At 53.8% G+C, this 15,703-nt stretch carries 20 protein-coding genes; 10 read left to right on the forward strand and 10 right to left on the reverse strand.

Going from position 1 to position 15,703, the window contains the following annotated elements:
• Both KBY75_RS08285 and KBY75_RS08290 read left to right on the forward strand, forming a co-directional pair.
• Positions 1 to 190 (forward strand): hypothetical protein (locus KBY75_RS08285; RefSeq protein ID WP_255023563.1); only part of this gene is annotated, 190 nt, incomplete at its 5' end.
• Between the two features lie 51 nt (positions 191 to 241).
• A complete protein-coding gene (locus KBY75_RS08290; protein WP_255023564.1) occupies positions 242 to 409 on the forward strand; it encodes a hypothetical protein in 168 nt (55 codons plus the stop codon).
• Between the two features lie 232 nt (positions 410 to 641).
• Here the strand turns inward: KBY75_RS08290 and KBY75_RS08295 are convergent, their stop codons facing one another.
• On the reverse strand, positions 642 to 1,121 hold the full coding sequence (locus tag KBY75_RS08295) for a hypothetical protein (RefSeq protein ID WP_255023565.1): 480 nt from the start codon (positions 1,119 to 1,121) through the stop codon (positions 642 to 644).
• A 714-nt stretch (positions 1,122 to 1,835) separates the two neighbouring features.
• On the opposite strand from KBY75_RS08295, the gene KBY75_RS08300 reads away from it, so the two are divergent.
• A complete protein-coding gene (locus tag KBY75_RS08300) occupies positions 1,836 to 2,531 on the forward strand; it encodes a hypothetical protein (RefSeq protein ID WP_255023566.1) in 696 nt (231 codons plus the stop codon).
• A 41-nt stretch (positions 2,532 to 2,572) separates the two neighbouring features.
• Here the strand turns inward: KBY75_RS08300 and KBY75_RS08305 are convergent, their stop codons facing one another.
• The 3 genes from KBY75_RS08305 to KBY75_RS08315 are packed head-to-tail and all read right to left on the reverse strand — an operon-like array spanning position 2,573 to position 3,443.
• Complete coding sequence (locus KBY75_RS08305; protein ID WP_255023567.1) at positions 2,573 to 3,088, reverse strand: hypothetical protein; 516 nt, start codon at positions 3,086 to 3,088, stop codon at positions 2,573 to 2,575.
• The gene (locus KBY75_RS08310) at positions 3,085 to 3,246 is read right to left on the reverse strand and encodes a hypothetical protein (RefSeq protein ID WP_255023568.1); all 162 of its coding nucleotides are present in this window, start codon (positions 3,244 to 3,246) and stop codon (positions 3,085 to 3,087) included. The genes KBY75_RS08305 and KBY75_RS08310 overlap by 4 nt, the downstream gene beginning before the upstream one ends.
• Positions 3,243 to 3,443, reverse strand: coding sequence for a hypothetical protein (locus tag KBY75_RS08315; protein ID WP_255023569.1), 201 nt, complete (start codon positions 3,441 to 3,443; stop codon positions 3,243 to 3,245). Before KBY75_RS08315 ends, KBY75_RS08310 begins: the two co-directional genes overlap by 4 nt.
• A 562-nt stretch (positions 3,444 to 4,005) precedes the next feature.
• Here KBY75_RS08315 and KBY75_RS08320 point away from each other — a divergent pair.
• On the forward strand, positions 4,006 to 4,584 hold the full coding sequence (locus tag KBY75_RS08320) for a hypothetical protein (RefSeq protein ID WP_255023570.1): 579 nt from the start codon (positions 4,006 to 4,008) through the stop codon (positions 4,582 to 4,584).
• 3 nt (positions 4,585 to 4,587) lie between these two features.
• Here KBY75_RS08320 and KBY75_RS08325 read toward each other — a convergent pair whose 3' ends face one another.
• The gene (locus tag KBY75_RS08325; RefSeq protein WP_255023571.1) at positions 4,588 to 5,466 is read right to left on the reverse strand and encodes a hypothetical protein; all 879 of its coding nucleotides are present in this window, start codon (positions 5,464 to 5,466) and stop codon (positions 4,588 to 4,590) included.
• Positions 5,467 to 6,716: 1,250 nt separating this feature from the next.
• Between KBY75_RS08325 and KBY75_RS08330 the strand changes: the two genes are divergently transcribed.
• Both KBY75_RS08330 and KBY75_RS08335 read left to right on the forward strand, forming a co-directional pair.
• A complete protein-coding gene (locus tag KBY75_RS08330) occupies positions 6,717 to 7,592 on the forward strand; it encodes a hypothetical protein (RefSeq protein WP_255023572.1) in 876 nt (291 codons plus the stop codon).
• Positions 7,593 to 7,677: 85 nt separating this feature from the next.
• Positions 7,678 to 7,887 (forward strand): AlpA family transcriptional regulator, encoded by a 210-nt coding sequence (locus tag KBY75_RS08335; RefSeq protein ID WP_255023573.1) that lies wholly within the window; start codon positions 7,678 to 7,680, stop codon positions 7,885 to 7,887.
• 13 nt (positions 7,888 to 7,900) lie between these two features.
• Here KBY75_RS08335 and KBY75_RS08340 read toward each other — a convergent pair whose 3' ends face one another.
• Both KBY75_RS08340 and KBY75_RS08345 read right to left on the reverse strand, forming a co-directional pair.
• Complete coding sequence (locus tag KBY75_RS08340) at positions 7,901 to 9,328, reverse strand: site-specific integrase (protein ID WP_255023574.1); 1,428 nt, start codon at positions 9,326 to 9,328, stop codon at positions 7,901 to 7,903.
• 191 nt (positions 9,329 to 9,519) lie between these two features.
• Entirely contained in the window at positions 9,520 to 9,723 is a 204-nt protein-coding gene (locus KBY75_RS08345) for a hypothetical protein (protein WP_254935469.1), read from the reverse strand.
• Between the two features lie 54 nt (positions 9,724 to 9,777).
• Between KBY75_RS08345 and KBY75_RS08350 the strand changes: the two genes are divergently transcribed.
• Entirely contained in the window at positions 9,778 to 9,954 is a 177-nt protein-coding gene (locus tag KBY75_RS08350) for a hypothetical protein (RefSeq protein ID WP_255023575.1), read from the forward strand.
• 105 nt (positions 9,955 to 10,059) lie between these two features.
• Here the strand turns inward: KBY75_RS08350 and KBY75_RS08355 are convergent, their stop codons facing one another.
• Positions 10,060 to 10,233, reverse strand: coding sequence for a hypothetical protein (locus KBY75_RS08355; protein WP_193486311.1), 174 nt, complete (start codon positions 10,231 to 10,233; stop codon positions 10,060 to 10,062).
• Between the two features lie 116 nt (positions 10,234 to 10,349).
• On the opposite strand from KBY75_RS08355, the gene KBY75_RS08360 reads away from it, so the two are divergent.
• The 3 genes from KBY75_RS08360 to KBY75_RS08370 are packed head-to-tail and all read left to right on the forward strand — an operon-like array spanning position 10,350 to position 12,684.
• Positions 10,350 to 10,739: a hypothetical protein gene (locus KBY75_RS08360; protein ID WP_255023576.1), complete on the forward strand. Its 390-nt coding sequence runs from the start codon at positions 10,350 to 10,352 to the stop codon at positions 10,737 to 10,739.
• A complete protein-coding gene (locus tag KBY75_RS08365; RefSeq protein WP_255023577.1) occupies positions 10,736 to 11,032 on the forward strand; it encodes a hypothetical protein in 297 nt (98 codons plus the stop codon). The genes KBY75_RS08360 and KBY75_RS08365 overlap by 4 nt, the downstream gene beginning before the upstream one ends.
• Positions 11,032 to 12,684, forward strand: coding sequence for an AarF/ABC1/UbiB kinase family protein (locus tag KBY75_RS08370; protein ID WP_255023625.1), 1,653 nt, complete (start codon positions 11,032 to 11,034; stop codon positions 12,682 to 12,684). The genes KBY75_RS08365 and KBY75_RS08370 overlap by 1 nt, the downstream gene beginning before the upstream one ends.
• On the opposite strand, the gene KBY75_RS08375 is transcribed toward KBY75_RS08370, so the two are convergent.
• Entirely contained in the window at positions 12,641 to 14,071 is a 1,431-nt protein-coding gene (locus tag KBY75_RS08375; RefSeq protein WP_255023578.1) for a GGDEF domain-containing protein, read from the reverse strand. The two genes, KBY75_RS08370 and KBY75_RS08375, sit on opposite strands and share 44 nt — an antisense overlap.
• Before the next feature lie 196 nt (positions 14,072 to 14,267).
• A complete protein-coding gene (gene eno, locus KBY75_RS08380) occupies positions 14,268 to 15,563 on the reverse strand; it encodes a phosphopyruvate hydratase (protein ID WP_254997659.1) in 1,296 nt (431 codons plus the stop codon).
• Positions 15,564 to 15,703 lie beyond the last annotated feature (140 nt).

The raw sequence follows: 15,703 nt of genomic DNA on the forward strand, positions 1-15,703 counted from the left end.
GCTGGTCAGTGGTGCCGGCATCCCCTGGTCCCTGCGCATCGGCACCAGGGTCTCCAGCACTCACCCCACCGGCCAACGAGCTTGTCGCCGACCGGCCAACTTCATTGTCGACGGACAGCGGTTGCTTCGGAACCGCTGGAGTCAGCGTCCAAGGCGCCCGCCGCTGAGGTCGCTGCTTCCTCCTGCTTGAGACGGGCGGCAGCATTGGCGGGGTTGGGGTTGGAGTTGTGGGGGTGATCAGATGACGATCAACATTGAATGGCAAGACCAACACGGCAACTGGCATCACTACCAGAGCAAGCAGAACCAGGCGGATGCTTATCGGGTTGCTCAGCGTCGTGCTGAATCAACAAAAAAGCGCCATCGCCTGGTGGATGACGATGGGCGCTTGATTGATTTGATTGATTAAGCAGTAGAACTGCTAAGGATTGCTGTGTAGATAAAACGCTTCAGCAGCGTCTTGGCATTGAGTTTCCACTTGTAGTCGCTGGGCGATGTGCCCAATACAAGTGAACGAGTGCCAGACGGATACTTGCCTTTGATTTTGAGGTGACCGTTGTTAATGACAGTCACCTCGCCATCAATGGTGTATGGGCGAAGTGTATCAACTACTTCCGAGAGAAATCGCTTGACCTCCTTTTTCAGGGGTTACAAGGAGTTGCGGCAGGTTCATTTTCGTGCCCGACTCCTTCACGCAGTGCAAGAAACATAACATTGACATTCGAAGGGTCGGTTCCAAGTCCCCAGTTAACAATTTCAGCAGTGCCAATCTCCTGCTGAACCCAATCAGTACTCACATCACTCTGCCCAAGAGCGTAGGCACGGAATTCGTCTGCGTTATCTGCCGAGTGGGTAAGAGTAACGTCAAGACAGTAGGTATTCAGGTAACTCTCATCCCACTGAAAGTATGTTTTAAATTGTGAGAGTGCAGCGGCAGCAATTTGGGAATCCTCAAGGATTTCCGCCTTACGCAGTTCAGCGATACAGTGCCGAAGTTCAGAGTTGAACTTGAGCAAAAGTTCCTCATAGTTCTTCTCTGAAAGAAGCACATTCCATGTATTCAGTTTTTCAGATGCATCCTTGCCAAAAAAGCGGGGTGCATAGCATTCTAAATTAATCATTTTGCCTCCATGGCATAGTTTTAAGTTTGCTCTAACGAGCGTTTTGCGTATTGGTTATTACGGCGGTTGCTCACCGACACGAAGACGCTCTCCCCCTTGAGTCAGTTCGTTGGGGCGGTCTTTGAATGTGAATACACTATACAGCAGTTACGCGCATCCGTCAACCCCTGCTGGGTGATTCTGTTGAGAAGCGATGCGCCAGCACAAGGTCAGGCAACATTGACTTGCTTTTTAGCGGTCTCGCCTAAGACCTGCGAGACAGGCGCGAATAGGCAGGAGATTGTCGGGTGCCCTCAACATGGTTATTGATCTAAAGCGACCAAGGCATCACTCGCCTTGTGCGCTACTGGGCGTAGGTGACACACCACTTGCTGTCTCCCGCATTCACACGGGTATAGGGATACGTGCAGGTCTTAGTGCTGTTCTCTCCCAGGTACCTGATGTCCTTGAACTCTGGCGCTGCCTGGCACACTTTTCCGTTTCCAGCGGGTAGGTAAGACCCAGGACAGTTGATCCGACTGCCTACACCAACCGTAGTAGCGGCGACAGCAGACAGGGCGCAACCCAAAATGGTGCCCGCACTAAGGACTGGCAGGGCAAGGGGGGCAATAGAACGAAAGATCATCAAACGAGGGTAACTTGCAAAATATGCAGAAATCGCATATCTCAGGGTCAGACTTGTCAATGCTACTATAGCCCAAATCATATAAATCAATGCGCACCCTTCAAGGCGCCCTTGCGCTTGTCGCTGTGATTACCGTTGCAGCACCTTCGCTTGCCTTCGAAATTAGTCCCAAGAAATATGGCGACAACCTGAAAGAGGAATTGCATCTTTGCGAACCAACCAGGACAGAAGAATACATTCAATATCAAGAAGAAAAACTCCCCCGTCAGTTCCCAGGAGTAGAAGTATTCACCATTACTGAAGACTGGCGCTCTCAGGACCTTGAAAGCACAAACTTCCCGTTATCCAAACCAGTAATACTCAAGAATCCAGTTACGGGTCAAACCGTTGGTGTTTTTGACCGCAACTACAACAAAGCATTTCGAGTGGCATCCTTCTTTGGTCGCAATGGTATTCGAGTTCGCCTCGAAACCATTAAAGAAGGGGCATTCGGTCGAAGAATGACAACAGGAAGTGAGTCTATTCAGGCGTTTGGCATCAAGAATAAAGATGGTTACATCATCGTCAATGGTTGTGATGGTGTCTTTGCCGTCAACAAACAGATTGCTGATGCGCTCGCCAATTACCAGTTGGTTAACGGAAAAGCATTTGTGCTCCTGTCTAATGATGGTTCCACGGGTCTGCGCATTAATGAAATTGGACCAGAGACTGTGAAAGCGTGGAAAACCATTTATTCAGATTGGAATCCCGCAACTGACGGTCGAAAGAAGCAGGCAATAAACTGATACTCATTTAAGTGAGTCAAGGATTTACCTGTAGGATTCTTTCAGTCAATATCGTGATAGTTGCCCTGCGGGTCTGTATATCCTCTAAACCTGCGACCCTTTGATGGGTTATAGCGTTTGGCGTAATCCACCCTGCCGCTCTGCCCAGAAGTGTTGGTGAAGGTTTTGCCATCTCGACTGACACCAAACTGCTTCTTGGGTGCTGCTGCTGCTCCACCAGACCCACCACTGCCCTGGTTGCTGCGCTCTGATTTGAACTTCACCTCATCCCATTTCAACCCGTGACTTTTGCGTAGTTGATTTGCTCGCTCCTTTGCTGCCTCAAACCCTTGAATGCCTCTCGCCAGCACCGCATTGGTATCTGTGCGGTAGACATAGAAGGAATGCTCCTCCTCTAACTCCTCAGTTTCCTCAGCAGTTAAAAGCGCACCAGGGATTGGTGGCATCTCCTGTGCTTCTCCTTTTTTCCTGCGATGCTTCTTTATTACCAGCAACAACCGCTTTGCTGTTTCCTGCTGCTGGAGGTATTCAACGATTTGCTGCTCAAGGAAGGTCACAACGCACCCCCTGAGCGCCCTTTAGGTGTTTTGGCGTATTCCTCACGAATCTGACCAAGCAACAGGGTCTCGATGTCACGAAAGCGTCTGTTGACCTTTTGAACCTCAATCAGCATTGCCTCCTCAACGGGATGGAGGTGAACCCGAATGGTCTTCATCGCTCCAGCAGACCAGTTGCTGCTGACCTTGTGGTGAGTGACCCAAAGACTGCTTGATGTTTTTCACGTAGTAGGGTTTTATATAATCCACTAATATCCATTTTGTATAGTTCCATTAAATCCTCCATTTGCTTGAGGAGTAATGGATGTTCACGTTCTTTAAAACTGATTTGCTTTACTCTTGGGATTGAACGCATCTATTTGCTGCTGATAGAATCTATATCTATTTATTAATGATTTACTCTTGCCTTGATTCATCTTGTTTCCTGTAAGCGCAACCTAAGATGAACTTCTGGATACCTTTTAAAACGAGGTTTTAATCTTGACTCATAAAGGATTCTGGTGATACCCTGTATTCATTCATTGATAAATACTTGAGGATTCAATCAATGATTCTTTTGTTTTTCTTCTGGTGACTCTTGAGGTGAGTTTTGATGAGTTTTCTTTTGAGTTTCTTTTGGGTATGTTTTGAATCAAGTTTTGAATGAATACTCGTTTGATTTTGTTATGAGTTTCTTTTGGGTCTTTTTGAGTGGTCTTGAGGATTCAATCAATGAATCAACTTAAGACCACTTGATGAAAACACTACAAGGTTTATTATACAGGATTCTTTAGAGTTTGTCAAGTTCTTCTGGGTTTGTTTGGGTAAAGGCATTGAACCCATTCTTTTGAAACCTCTACAAGGTTATTTATACATTTAATGATTTACAGATGAGTAAATATGTGGTATTATAGGTAAGATAGAATAGCAATACGCATATGACTCAATCCATCGAAGAAATATTCATTGATTACATAGCATCATCACTTCCTCTTTTTTCTCAGCAGCAGAGTGCTTATCGTTTCCAATGCCCCTATTGTCAATCCAGTGGCAAGAACAGCAAAGGAAAATCCTATGCTCCATCAGATGCCAAAGGGTATCTTTATTCCTATGGCAATGCTTGGAACTACAAGTGTCACAAGTGTGGAGAGCACCAGTCATTTGAGAAGTTTTTAGAAGAGCAGTTTCCCATTCTTCATTTTGAGTATGTGCGTCTGCGTGACCAGTTGGGAACAACAGGTTTTCAGACCAACTGCCCCTCGCTTGAAACCCTTCTGAAGAAGCGTGGAATGCTGAGCGTTCAACCGCCTGAGTTTCGACCAGAGAAGTTTCATCAATCTCTAAGGCGCCCAGCAGCACCTCCAGCGTCTTGTTCTGCTGGTGCTGCTCCAACTGCCCCAAAGGTCACCAAGTTGCCTCCAATGCGCTCACCGCAGCAGCAGGCAGGGCAGCAGTCACGCCTCAACCATTTGGTGAAGCAAAGGGAGCATAGAAGACGCTTGCGAGATGGATGGTGAGGTTTAGTTCATCTGATTGAGCAGGTCATCCACCAGATTTGCCAGGTGGTCGTGTTTGCCTTTGACCTCCAGCAACCGCTTTCTGTAGTTGAAGCGTTGTGCCCGTGATTCGGTGCGGTTGTATTCCAGAGATACCTTGAGGCAATAAAGGTTGCCGTAGGTCTGCCACATACCTTCTGTGCCCTCACACAGGCGCACCAGCACCCCTGTAAGGGTCCGAATCTCACCTGCTGCCAGGTCACCCGCTGAGGTCACCTCAAACTCTTTGAGGAGTGTCTCAGGCGCTTTCTCTACCACTGAGGTGAGTTCGCCAGTCAGTTGCCGTAGCAGGTTCTGAGCAATGGTCTCCCTGGATGCCTTGGTTGCCTTACGGGTGCCAGGGGCGTTACTGCCTTCTGTGATGGTCACGCCAAAGGTGAGTGCTGCTTGCTGTAGTGCTGCCAGTAGTGCTGCTTTGCGTTCCTTGGTCAGTGGGTCCAAAGAGGTTCCCGTATAGGTGCTGCTCTCTGGCAGGTCCATCCCTTCCAGGCGCTTGACCTTGATCCAGTCGATTACCTCCCTACTGCTGGCATCAGGGCGGCAGGTGCCCTCTGAGACCGCCAGGTTCAATTCCGCATCCGTGAGGGTGGTCAGCGGGTAGATCGCGGAATAGGACCCAGGCAGTTGCGGAACCAGGGGCAGCAGGCGCTTATCCCTGCCGATCACCAGAAGTTTTGTGATGACCTTGGGGTGCCATCCCGTGCCCTTACAGAGGGTTTGGAAGTCCTCTGGGTTCAGTCGCTGCTCCATGAGCGCCAGGGTCTGCCCCGTATCAATCACCTCAGCAGCAGTCTTTCCCTGCCCCCTGGCGGCAAGTTCAGCAGCGGATGCGGCGGGGGGCATTGGAGGGCACTGACGAAATCCCAGCATAGACGCCAGTTACGCGCCTTCTGTCCTGATATGCTGACAGGGTTGACGGAACGCGCATTCTATGTCATACTTGATTCATCAACCGAGACCACTGAACTCCTCGGACTTCAAGGTCAAGGCAACGAGCGACTGCCTCTAAACCCGCCGCTCCCCCGAAAAGAAGACGCCCAGGGTCAAAGGGCACCACAACTGAATATCTATACCCAAACGGGGTTTCTTTTAAGACCAGACATTCCAACCCTGGTCGTCTTATCAGCACTGGTATTTACCCGCTGATAGTTGCTGCTTTTTAACTCCTGGAGAGCAGGAATCTAAAAACTGGAGATTGTCTTAATCCGCAGAAAATGCCTCTTATCCCTGAAGAAGTCCTTTTAGACAATTCAAGTGACAACTTCGAAGAGGAAAATTTCTGGGAACTATATCCGCCTGATTTTCGTTTTTTTATTAATGCCTATCTCCGTGAAGATTTCTGAAAACACCCTGAGTCCATCTGAACTTGCTCGCTTGTCAAAACGTGACCAACTTCGTAATGAAGGACGTACAACTACCTGTGATTTCTTCGCAAGTCCCCTGAAGGTTAAACCCGACTGGGCGTACTGAATTTTTTAATCACGCTTCTAACTATCATCTTCCGCCTTATCAGGAACGCTGCACTCGGTCAATGTGCGGCAACTCCTTCGGGAAGCGGGATAAACCTCGCTGCTACGGCAAAACATATTGAGCGCTTTACCCACCGCTTCGTAGTGGTTTACAAAACAAGAACACAATGAAAACTTTTACTTTTTGCACGAGTCCTGTCGAATTTACTATTGAGTCGAATTGTAATTCTTCTAAAGAAGCGCTTGATGAGGCGCTGAATCTTGGCACCGATAACGAAGTTAGTTTCTTGGACTACATCCGTGAAAACATCGAAGAGCAACTGACTCTGGGAGGTGTTGAATGTTTGTTCGTGGACGAAGAGTGCGATTAATATCCGTACAGAGGAGAAGACTGTTAACCGTCTTTAATCGAGCATGTATTCCTGGGTAGGCACTGAGCGACCGCCTCCAAATCTGCCGATTCTACGAAAATCTTGCCCAGAGTTAATGGGCAAGATTTAGTATATCTTATTTTACTTTCTCTAGAAAGTCACAGCAAACAGCGACTGCTTTAACCCTGCGCTCCCGCATAGAAAGACGCGATTCTCGGTCATGAGTCGCAGTTCATACAACCACTTAAGTTAAATGTCTAAAGGTTTTAGTGTAAACCAGGAACACGACGTTGATTGGGCGATATCTAACATCCAGAAGAATAAGAAAGCGCTCAAAGGTAATATAAAATTTAAGCGTGAGTTATTGACCAACTTCTGGCATGACTCTTGTGGCAAGAACGTTTATGATACTCCTTCGCTTGCCTCTCTTTTCTCTCCTTATAATCATCACTCTTGCAAGGTTGCAGAGTCTCCCGCAGAAGATTCTGTTATTGGCAAGCACAATCAACAATATCTCTATTTTGCTAATTCGGATTTTTGGTATGTTTTTGTAAAGCGTGAGAATTACAATCTGAATGGTTTAGCGCAACACCTGCTCTGTGGTGTCCCTCAGACTAAACTGAAAAAAGACCATTACGAATTTCAGATTGGCGTAAAAGTAGGTCCCTATTATTTCTTCATGCCCTCTCTCATCAAAGAGCGTATCTGTAATTGGTACGGTCACGAGGTCTATAACTCATGGCGTAAGATGGTGAAAGATGACCTGAGGAATCTGACTCCTTATATTTCTGCCTTTAATCCTCCTAAGCATATGTATTCCTTTGCTTGTGACAAGTCCTCGGAAAACATCTGCGAGTCTCTTGGTCTTCATACTAAGCATGGGGTTGCCTACTGGTTGCGTAAAAATCATTCTGATTTAAAATCAGAAGTTGTTCTGGAGACTATCAAGGGCACCTCTGTAAGTGGTCTTGATTTAATGAGTTGCTTTGGAAACCGTGATACTTATATGTTTAAGACTATTGGTAATTACCTAGAGTATGGTCCTGGCAATTTAATTGATTTTGCCATGAATCCCCTGGCATCCCAAAAATTTTCTGCAGACGATGCAGGAATTTTCTCCCCCCCTTGACTTCAGGTTATATCAATAAACTAGTAGCACATAGGCAATGCTTTAACTAAAAGACTGTATTGTCGAGTAATTTGATTTCGCTTGTGTGCGATTAATCAATTGCGACTTTAATACTGATTCCATTCGCTTGCTTCAACTCAAAGCAGTGATTGGACTCTTCAAGTCCACCGTCTACTCCCGCATTTACGAGGGCACCTTCCCGAAACAGATTCCTCTCGGACCACGCCTTGTGGTCTGGGTGGAGTCCGATATTCAAAACTGGATTTCTGAGCAGGTCTCAGCAGCGAGGGGGTAACACCCCTCTTTTTTTATGTCTGCCCATCAATAGGTCTAATTTGTAACCAATCCAGATCCCCTGTCGCTGCCTTCAGCGTGTTTCTACCTTTGGCGAGCGTCGGTGTGCTTAGTTCCGCCCTGTAGTGGAAGTAGTGGTCTTCGATGTATTTGATTGAGGTGTCGCACTGGGCGGCAACCATCGTTACTGGAGTTTCATTTAATGTGAGTTGGAATGTTATGTAAGTGTGCCTAAAGGAATACCAAGTTAGATTCTTGCTGCTGTGAATGTCTATCTTTCTGGCGTTGTTGTTGTCGTCTTCTGCCCAGGATGCCAAACCTGCTTCAACTAGCATTTCACACAAACTGTCTTTCCAGATCCGTTCACTGAACGCCTGACCTGTCTTTTGATTTGTAAACAGTAGATTGTTTCGCCCTTTGGCGTTCGTCAACTTCCTCAGTTCTTCAAGGTGTCTGGCGACGGGTGCGTTGATGGTGTAGCGGCGCCCTGTCTTTGTGTTTTCGGCAGGCACGTCGATCAATATCCAGGTTTTCTGGTCGGTATTGCTGAGCGTGTTGTTTTTTCGGATATGACCCCATTCCACTTTTCGCAGCGATCCGATGCGGATGCCTGACTCCATCGAGATCCGCATTGCCAAATAAAGCATCTTGCGGTGAATCTTCTGGTTCTTTGCTCGCTCGCTGCTCCCAAGCACTTCTTTGAGAATGTTTTTGCCCGATGTGCTCTTGTCGATCTTGCCCTCGTCGTTCCAGCGGGTTCGCCCTTCAGACCAGTAGAGGCGGGCGCTGCGTTCAAGTTCTTTCCACTCATCAACGGTTAGGTCGTCACGCCTGTGTTTTTTGTCTTTCGAGAGTTTGACCGATTTCAGAGTTGGCACTGAATCCTTGTTCAGATATCCCTCTTGAACGGCAATCTCCTCAAACATTCGCCTGAAGGTGCTGACTTCAGCGTTGATGGTGGTTTGCCTTGGGGTCTCCTTGCCTTCCTGGTGTGCTGCTTCTTTGCGCCAGGTCTCGTAGTTGGCAAAGAAGTTCCTGGGCATCTTGTGGATGGGGCGCAGGTTCTGCCCTGCGTATTTCAGAAACCAGCGGGCGTGGTGCTCCATCAGCAGGTATCGCTTGGCGCTGATGCCGTTGTGGGGGATGCTGCTGATCCTTTTTTTCTGCTTCGCCAGGAAGCGATCTGCCATCTCCTCGATGGTCAGGGTTCGGATCTGCTCGCCCCGCTCGCTCTTGGTTTTGAACTCGATGTATTTCGCCAGACCCTTGCGCTCTGCCTCCAGCAGGTCGTTGGGGGCGATCCGACCGAGCGAGTGGCGATGCCTCGACTGCCGCTCCTGGTCATAGAAATAGAGATACCAGCGACCCCCTCGATCCCCGTCTTGGAAGACGTAGCAGTGGGGGTCGTGGGCGATGGGGCGCTTGTTGAGCACCTTGGTCATCGGGGCGTCTCCTGCCCCTTACAAGGCGCAAAATCCCGCCGTTTGCTTACGCAACGCTTACAGCGGTCACGGTGGGGCAAGGGATTTCGGCAACGCTTACGCTATGCTTACGGTAACTCACGAACCCCAAAATTCAAGTGTGGCAAGGGTTTTCGAGTTACGTCGGCACTAACGCCGATTACACGATGTAGTCATCTGAAAGCAAACCAATCGAGTCTTTGACTTTTTGTGCCTTCAGTGCTCTGTATCAATTCCAGGCCTTTTATTCCCCCATCCTGCTGATACCAGGGGTCTTGGCAGAGAGCTTTGAAAGCTCGCCGCGCTTCCTCCAGGGATGGGAAATCACCGACCTTCACGACGCCCCAGGCATCGTGGGTGTTGATGCTGAAGCTCATCGCCGTTGGAATTCCTACAGTGATTAAAGGTCTTGGTCGAGGAGAGCAGCAGCGATGAGCAACCCCCTTTGGATGCTTGTGCCCTGGGCGGTTTTTGCCATCGCGGCAGGGATCAAGTTTTGGCGCCTGACCAGCCTGTTCCGCAGGCGCCTAATCGGGGCCCCGTCCAGCACCGAGCAGTTCAGGAGCTCCCTTGAGAGAGCCTGGGCGAAGGACCAGCAGGCGGCCTGACAGAGGGCTGGGCGTGACAGAGGGCTGGGCTGGCCGTTACAAATTGTGATATAGTCGAGTTTGGTCATCGAGCGGTCCTGGGCGGGTCCGCTTTTTTATTGGCTTTTATTTGTTGATCGCTCTCCAGATCCACCAAATAACCAGCCCCAGTAGCGCCCATGGCAGCAGCGCTCGAAATACAACTGCCACCAGCAACACCACCAGCAACGACACCGCGGTGCGCTTTGTCAAAGCCTTCGCCTCGTCGCTCATGAAGCGCCAGCGGGGGATCAGGGCCATCTGCTCTTAGGTGGGGACTCACCCCAGCAAAGCCCCTCCCCCTAGATTTGGCATCTATGGCTCAAGTGGCTTCGGTTTCAGCAACTCCGCCATCCCAGCAACGCCCCCGGTGGCAGGTGCCATTGCTTGTGGGCTTTTGTTTTGGTCTCGGTTATGGCGTCACCCAGCGGCTGCTTGCCCTGCAGCTGCCATCCCTGGTGCGCCTTGGTCAGGGCTTTGAGGTGCGGCCCTTCCCGGGCACCTCGCTTGAGAGCCTGCGGCTGCGGTTTGGAGTTGAAAACCAGGACATCCGCGGTGACGCCGATCTTTTGCAGTTAGAGCAGCAGCCCGATACCGCTGCCCCCGCCGCCAGCGAAGCTAAGTCGCCCCAGGAGATGCCCTCGCCCGCGGCTGAACCGGAAGCCCAGGCTGTCCCGGCTGACGCGCCCAGCCTGGATGCCCCGCCGCCTCCAGAATTGCCCGGCGCTGATCTGCCACAGTCCACTCCTACTGCCGGGCCCCAATGAGTGCGCCGCAATCGCTTGTGCAAGCTGCCTTGCAGCGCTTGGGGGCCCGCTTAGGCAGCGGCCTCGTTGATGCGGCCGCCAATTTGGCTCTGCTGGCCCAGGACGCTCCGGAGCGGCTGCGGCAGGAGTTTCGGCTTTTCTGGGACGAAGTGGAAGCAGAAGCTGCCCGGATCGAGAGGGACGACGAGCCGGAGGTAGCCATCACGGCGCCGTCTGCGGATATCCAGGATCAAATCGATGCCCTGCGCGCCCGGGTGGCGGCCATGGCTCGCCGACTGGACCAGGATTCGTGATCCTGCTTAGGCCTCTGCGCATCTGGTGGTTGGCCCTGGCCCTGCTGCTCGGTCTGTGGTGGGACGGCCAGGCCTGGAGCTATTTAGGTGGTGTTACCCTTGAACGGCAGCGGAGCCGTCAGAGCCGCCGGGCCCGCTGGCTTACCCAAGAGTTTTTGGGGCTTGGCTCAGCCTTCATCAAGCTGGGCCAATTGCTTTCAGCCCGTCCCGACGTGCTGCCCGCTGAATTGGTGGAGCAGCTAGCCACCCTGCAGGACCGGGTGCCCGCCTTCCCCTTTGCCGTGGTGCAAGACCTGCTGGAGCAGGAGTTGGGTGAGCGCTGCGCCGAGATCATTGACCTGGAGAGCGAGCCGCTGGGTTCGGCCAGCCTGGCCCAGGTGCACCGCGCCAGCCTGCGCAGCGGCCGTCAGGTGGTGCTCAAGGTGCAACGCCCCGGCTTGGAGCGCACCTTCCGGCTTGACCTTGAGGTGATGCAACAAGTTGCCGCGGCGGTGCAGCGCCATCCCCGTTGGGGTCGCGGCCGCGACTGGATCGGCATTGCCCAGGAGTGCCGGCGGGTGTTGCTCAGAGAGCTCGACTTCAGGCTGGAGGCAGAGCACGCGGCCCGCTTCCGCCAGCAGTTTCTTGACGATCCCGGCATCCGCATTCCTGCCGTGGTGTGGGAATTGAGTACCCGCCGGGTGCTTTGCCTCGACTATGTGCCCGGCATCAAGATCACCGATCGCCAGGCCTTGCTGGAGGCTGGAATCGTGCCCGCCGCCGTAGCCGAAAAGGGCGCCGCCAGCTACCTGCAGCAGCTGGTGCGGTTTGGCTTTTTTCACGCCGATCCCCACCCCGGCAACCTGGCCGTTGCCGCCGATGGGGCGCTCATCTACTACGACTTCGGCATGATGGGTCAGCTCTCCAGCCGCCTGCGGGGCCGCCTGGGCAGCATGGTGCGGGCAGCAGCTGGCCGAGACGCAGCTGGTTTGGTCAAGGAGCTGCAGCAGGCGGGTGTGATTGCACCTGGCGTTGATCCGGGCCCGGTGCGGCGGCTGGTGCGGGTGATGCTGGAAGAGGCGCTGACGCCTCCCTTCTCCGCCAATGTGCTTGAGCGCCTATCGGGCGACCTTTACGACCTGGTTTACGGCCAGCCCTTCAGGTTGCCCCCAGAGCTGATCTTTGTGATGCGGGCCCTCTCCACCTTTGAGGGGGTCGGCCGCAGCCTCGATAGCGGCTTTAGTTTGGTAGCGATTGCCCGCCCCTACCTACTTCCTCTAATGACTTCAAGTGGTGGCAGTGGCGGTGGTGCAAATGACCTCTTCAATGAAATCTCGCGCCAGGCGGCAGAGGTAGGCAGCCGCGCCTTGGGTATTCCCAAACGACTAGACGACAGCCTGGCTCGCATCGAGCAGGGCGACCTGCAGGTGCAGATTCGCGCCGGCGAAACGGATCGCCTGCTACGGCGCTTGGCCCTGGCCCAGCAGGCTGCTGGTCAGTCGATGCTGCTAGCTGGTTTGGCAGTAGCAGCCGCCCTGCTGGCGGTCAGTGCCCGGCCCGCTTTAGTGATAATTCCCCTGCTGGCAAGCCTGCCTGTGGGGCTCAGCTGGATCAAGCTGCAAGGCCGGCTTAAGCGCGATGGCCGGATTGATCAATTGCCCGGCGTGGGTTGAGCTTTTTGCTGGTTTGGGGCTTGTAGGTGTACATCGCCTCATCAGCTTTTGCCCAGGTTTGCTCCAGGGTGGTCCGCGGTTCACTCATCGCTGCACCGATCGAGGCTTGAACGCCGCAGGCTTGCAGGGCATCCCGCAGGCGATCCACCAGTTCATCCAAGCCGGAGGCGCTGGGGTTGAACACCATCAGCGCAAACTCGTCGCCGCCAACGCGGGCCAGTAAATCCGTGCTGCGCATTTGGTCGCCCAGCTGGCTGGCTGCGATCTTGAGCACCTGGTCGCCCATCTGATGGCCCTGCTCATCATTGATTTGCTTGAAGCCGTCTAGGTCAACCACCACCAGCCCGTACTGATGGCCGTGTCGCTGGCGGCGGCTCTCTTCAAGATTGAGGTTCTCATCCCAGGCGCGGCGGTTGGCGATGCGGGTGAGCCCATCGGTGCGGCTCTCGCGCAGCAGGGCTCCATTGAGCCGGCGTAGCCGGATCTCCGAATTGCGACTCACCAGCACCACCGTGATGGTGGCCAGTGAACCCATCAGAAAAACCAGGGCAGCGGCCCGCCAGGAGCTCCAGTTGAGCCGGTTGTGGTCAATGCTCACTTGAGTGCTGACCAGCTGGTTGGCAAAGGGCACGATGCGTAGCCCTACCAGTTTTTGGTCTTCTGGCTCTAGCTCAAGCTTGGGCAGTGCCCGATGCAAGCTCGCTTCGTCCTTGAGCACCTGGGCCGGGTTGAGAGTCACGCCTACGTCAAGTTGGCTAGCGCCACTTGGAAAGAGCGCTTGCAGGGTTGGATCCTGATCGTGGCCACCGATTGCCAACATGCTGGCCGAAAGATTTACCAGGGCGAAGGCTGCTTTTTGCTTGCCCCGTATGTTCCATGGACCGTAGATAAAAGCTGTCCAGCCACTGGTGCGGCCCGGAATTGGATAGGCCCGCACCGCCAGAGGGGCAAGGTTGTAGCCCAATTCATTGCAGTGGTGCTGATTTAAGTCGGCCCTGAGCTCAGGGGAGGCGCCGCTCAGGGCGGTGCGTACTGATCGAGCCTGGGGATCGTTGCGGGGGTCTAGAGGTAAACGGCGCAGGATGGCCAGGCTTTCCCGCTGGGAGATGCTGCTGGTATGAAAATCCTCGAGATCCCAGCTGCCGAGGCTGATTACGCCGATGGTCGCGTTGGGATCGGGATCGGTGCGCACACCCTCTGGTTCCCCGTTTTGCACATCGCTGCGAGCCAGGGAAAGGGCTGTGAGCGAGCGGGCAATGGTGGTGCACTTGGCAGAGGCCAGGTGACTCACCACCGAGGCCCCAACCGACTCCAAAGGCTCGTGTAGGAGTTGATAGGTGAATACGGTCGCTCCAGCCGTAACAACCATGCCTATAGCGCCAAGCATGGCTGATAGGCGCGTAAAGCCCTTTGCGTTGAACTCTGGGCTTTTTGCTTCGAATTCAGACGCCACCAATTTGGCGGGAGGGTCTTGGGCGGAGGGTGCCAACAGCGCCACCTCCGGGCCCTAAGTGATTAGGCAACTTTAATGGCTGACCCTAGCTTTTTTATTTATTGTCCCCTAATGGGGGAGGTATAAATACTTAGGCTTTGCCGCGGGGGCCCCGGTCTTCGGCGCCGGCGTAGATCGCCTGGCTGCCGAGTTCGTCCTCAATCCGGAGCAGTTGGTTGTATTTAGCCACCCGATCGGAGCGACTGAGGGATCCGGTTTTGATCTGGCCGGCGCGGGTGGCTACGGCGAGGTCGGCGATGGTGGTGTCTTCGGTTTCGCCGGAGCGGTGGCTGATGACGCTGGTGTAGCCAGCCCGGCCGGCCAGATCGATCGCCTGCAGGGTTTCGGTGAGCGAGCCGATCTGATTCACTTTGATCAGAATTGAATTGGCGACACCAAGGTCGATGCCCCGCTGTAGCCGGGCGGTGTTGGTCACAAACAGGTCGTCGCCCACCAGCTGCACCGTTTTGCCGAGACGCTCGGTGAGTAGGGCCCAACCATCCCAGTCGTCTTCGGCGATGCCGTCTTCAATTGAAACGATCGGGAAACGGCTGGCCAGCTGGGCTAACTGGTCCACCATCTCGGCGCTGCTATAGCTGCCGCCGCCGAAGTTGTAACGGCCATCTTTGAAAAACTCGGTGCTGGCCACGTCCAGCGCCAGGGAAATTTGATCGCCGGGGCGATAGCCGGCCTTTTCGATTGCTTGCACTAGCAGTTCGCCGGCGGCGTCATTGCTGGCTAGGTCGGGAGCGAAGCCGCCCTCATCGCCAACGGCGGTGGAGAGGCCCTGGCTGCTCAGCAAACCCTTGAGGGTGTGGAACACCTCCGCACCCATGCGCAGGGCTTCGCGGAAGCTGCTGGCGCCATGGGGCACCAACATGAATTCCTGAAAATCCATGTTGTTGGAGGCGTGGGCGCCGCCGTTGATCACGTTCATCAGCGGCACCGGCAACAGGTTGGCCAGCGGGCCGCCTAGGTAGCGGTAGAGGGGCAGGCCGACGCCGTTGGCGGCTGCCCGGGCGGTGGCCAGGCTCACGGCCAACACAGCATTGGCACCGAGGCTGGACTTGTTGTCACTGCCGTCGAGTTCGGCCATGGCACCGTCCACGGCGCTCTGGTCAAGGGCGCTGAGGCCACAAAGGGCCGGGGCGATTCGCTCTTCGATGTTGTTGACGGCCTGGGTGACTCCCTTGCCGAAGTAACGGCTGCCGCCGTCGCGCAGCTCATGGGCCTCATGGGCGCCGGTGCTAGCGCCACTCGGCACGATCGCCCGGCCGCTGGCGCCTCCCTCCAGCAGCACCTCGGCTTCCACCGTGGGTGTGCCGCGGGAATCCAACACCTCCCGTGCCACGACGGTGTCAATAACAAGGTCGAGGGAATCGATCACGTTGACGTGCCATTGGCGCTCTCTGTTGCGATCCTATGGGTCACCCCCACCCACCCATTTGTGCTGATGGGTACCGCCCTTGGGGTTGCTCGCCACAATGGAATTTGTTGTGCCCAGGTTGATGCCTGGCCTGATCCGCT

Source organism: Cyanobium sp. T1G-Tous (genome assembly GCF_024345455.1).
Lineage (GTDB): Bacteria > Cyanobacteriota > Cyanobacteriia > PCC-6307 > Cyanobiaceae > Cyanobium_A.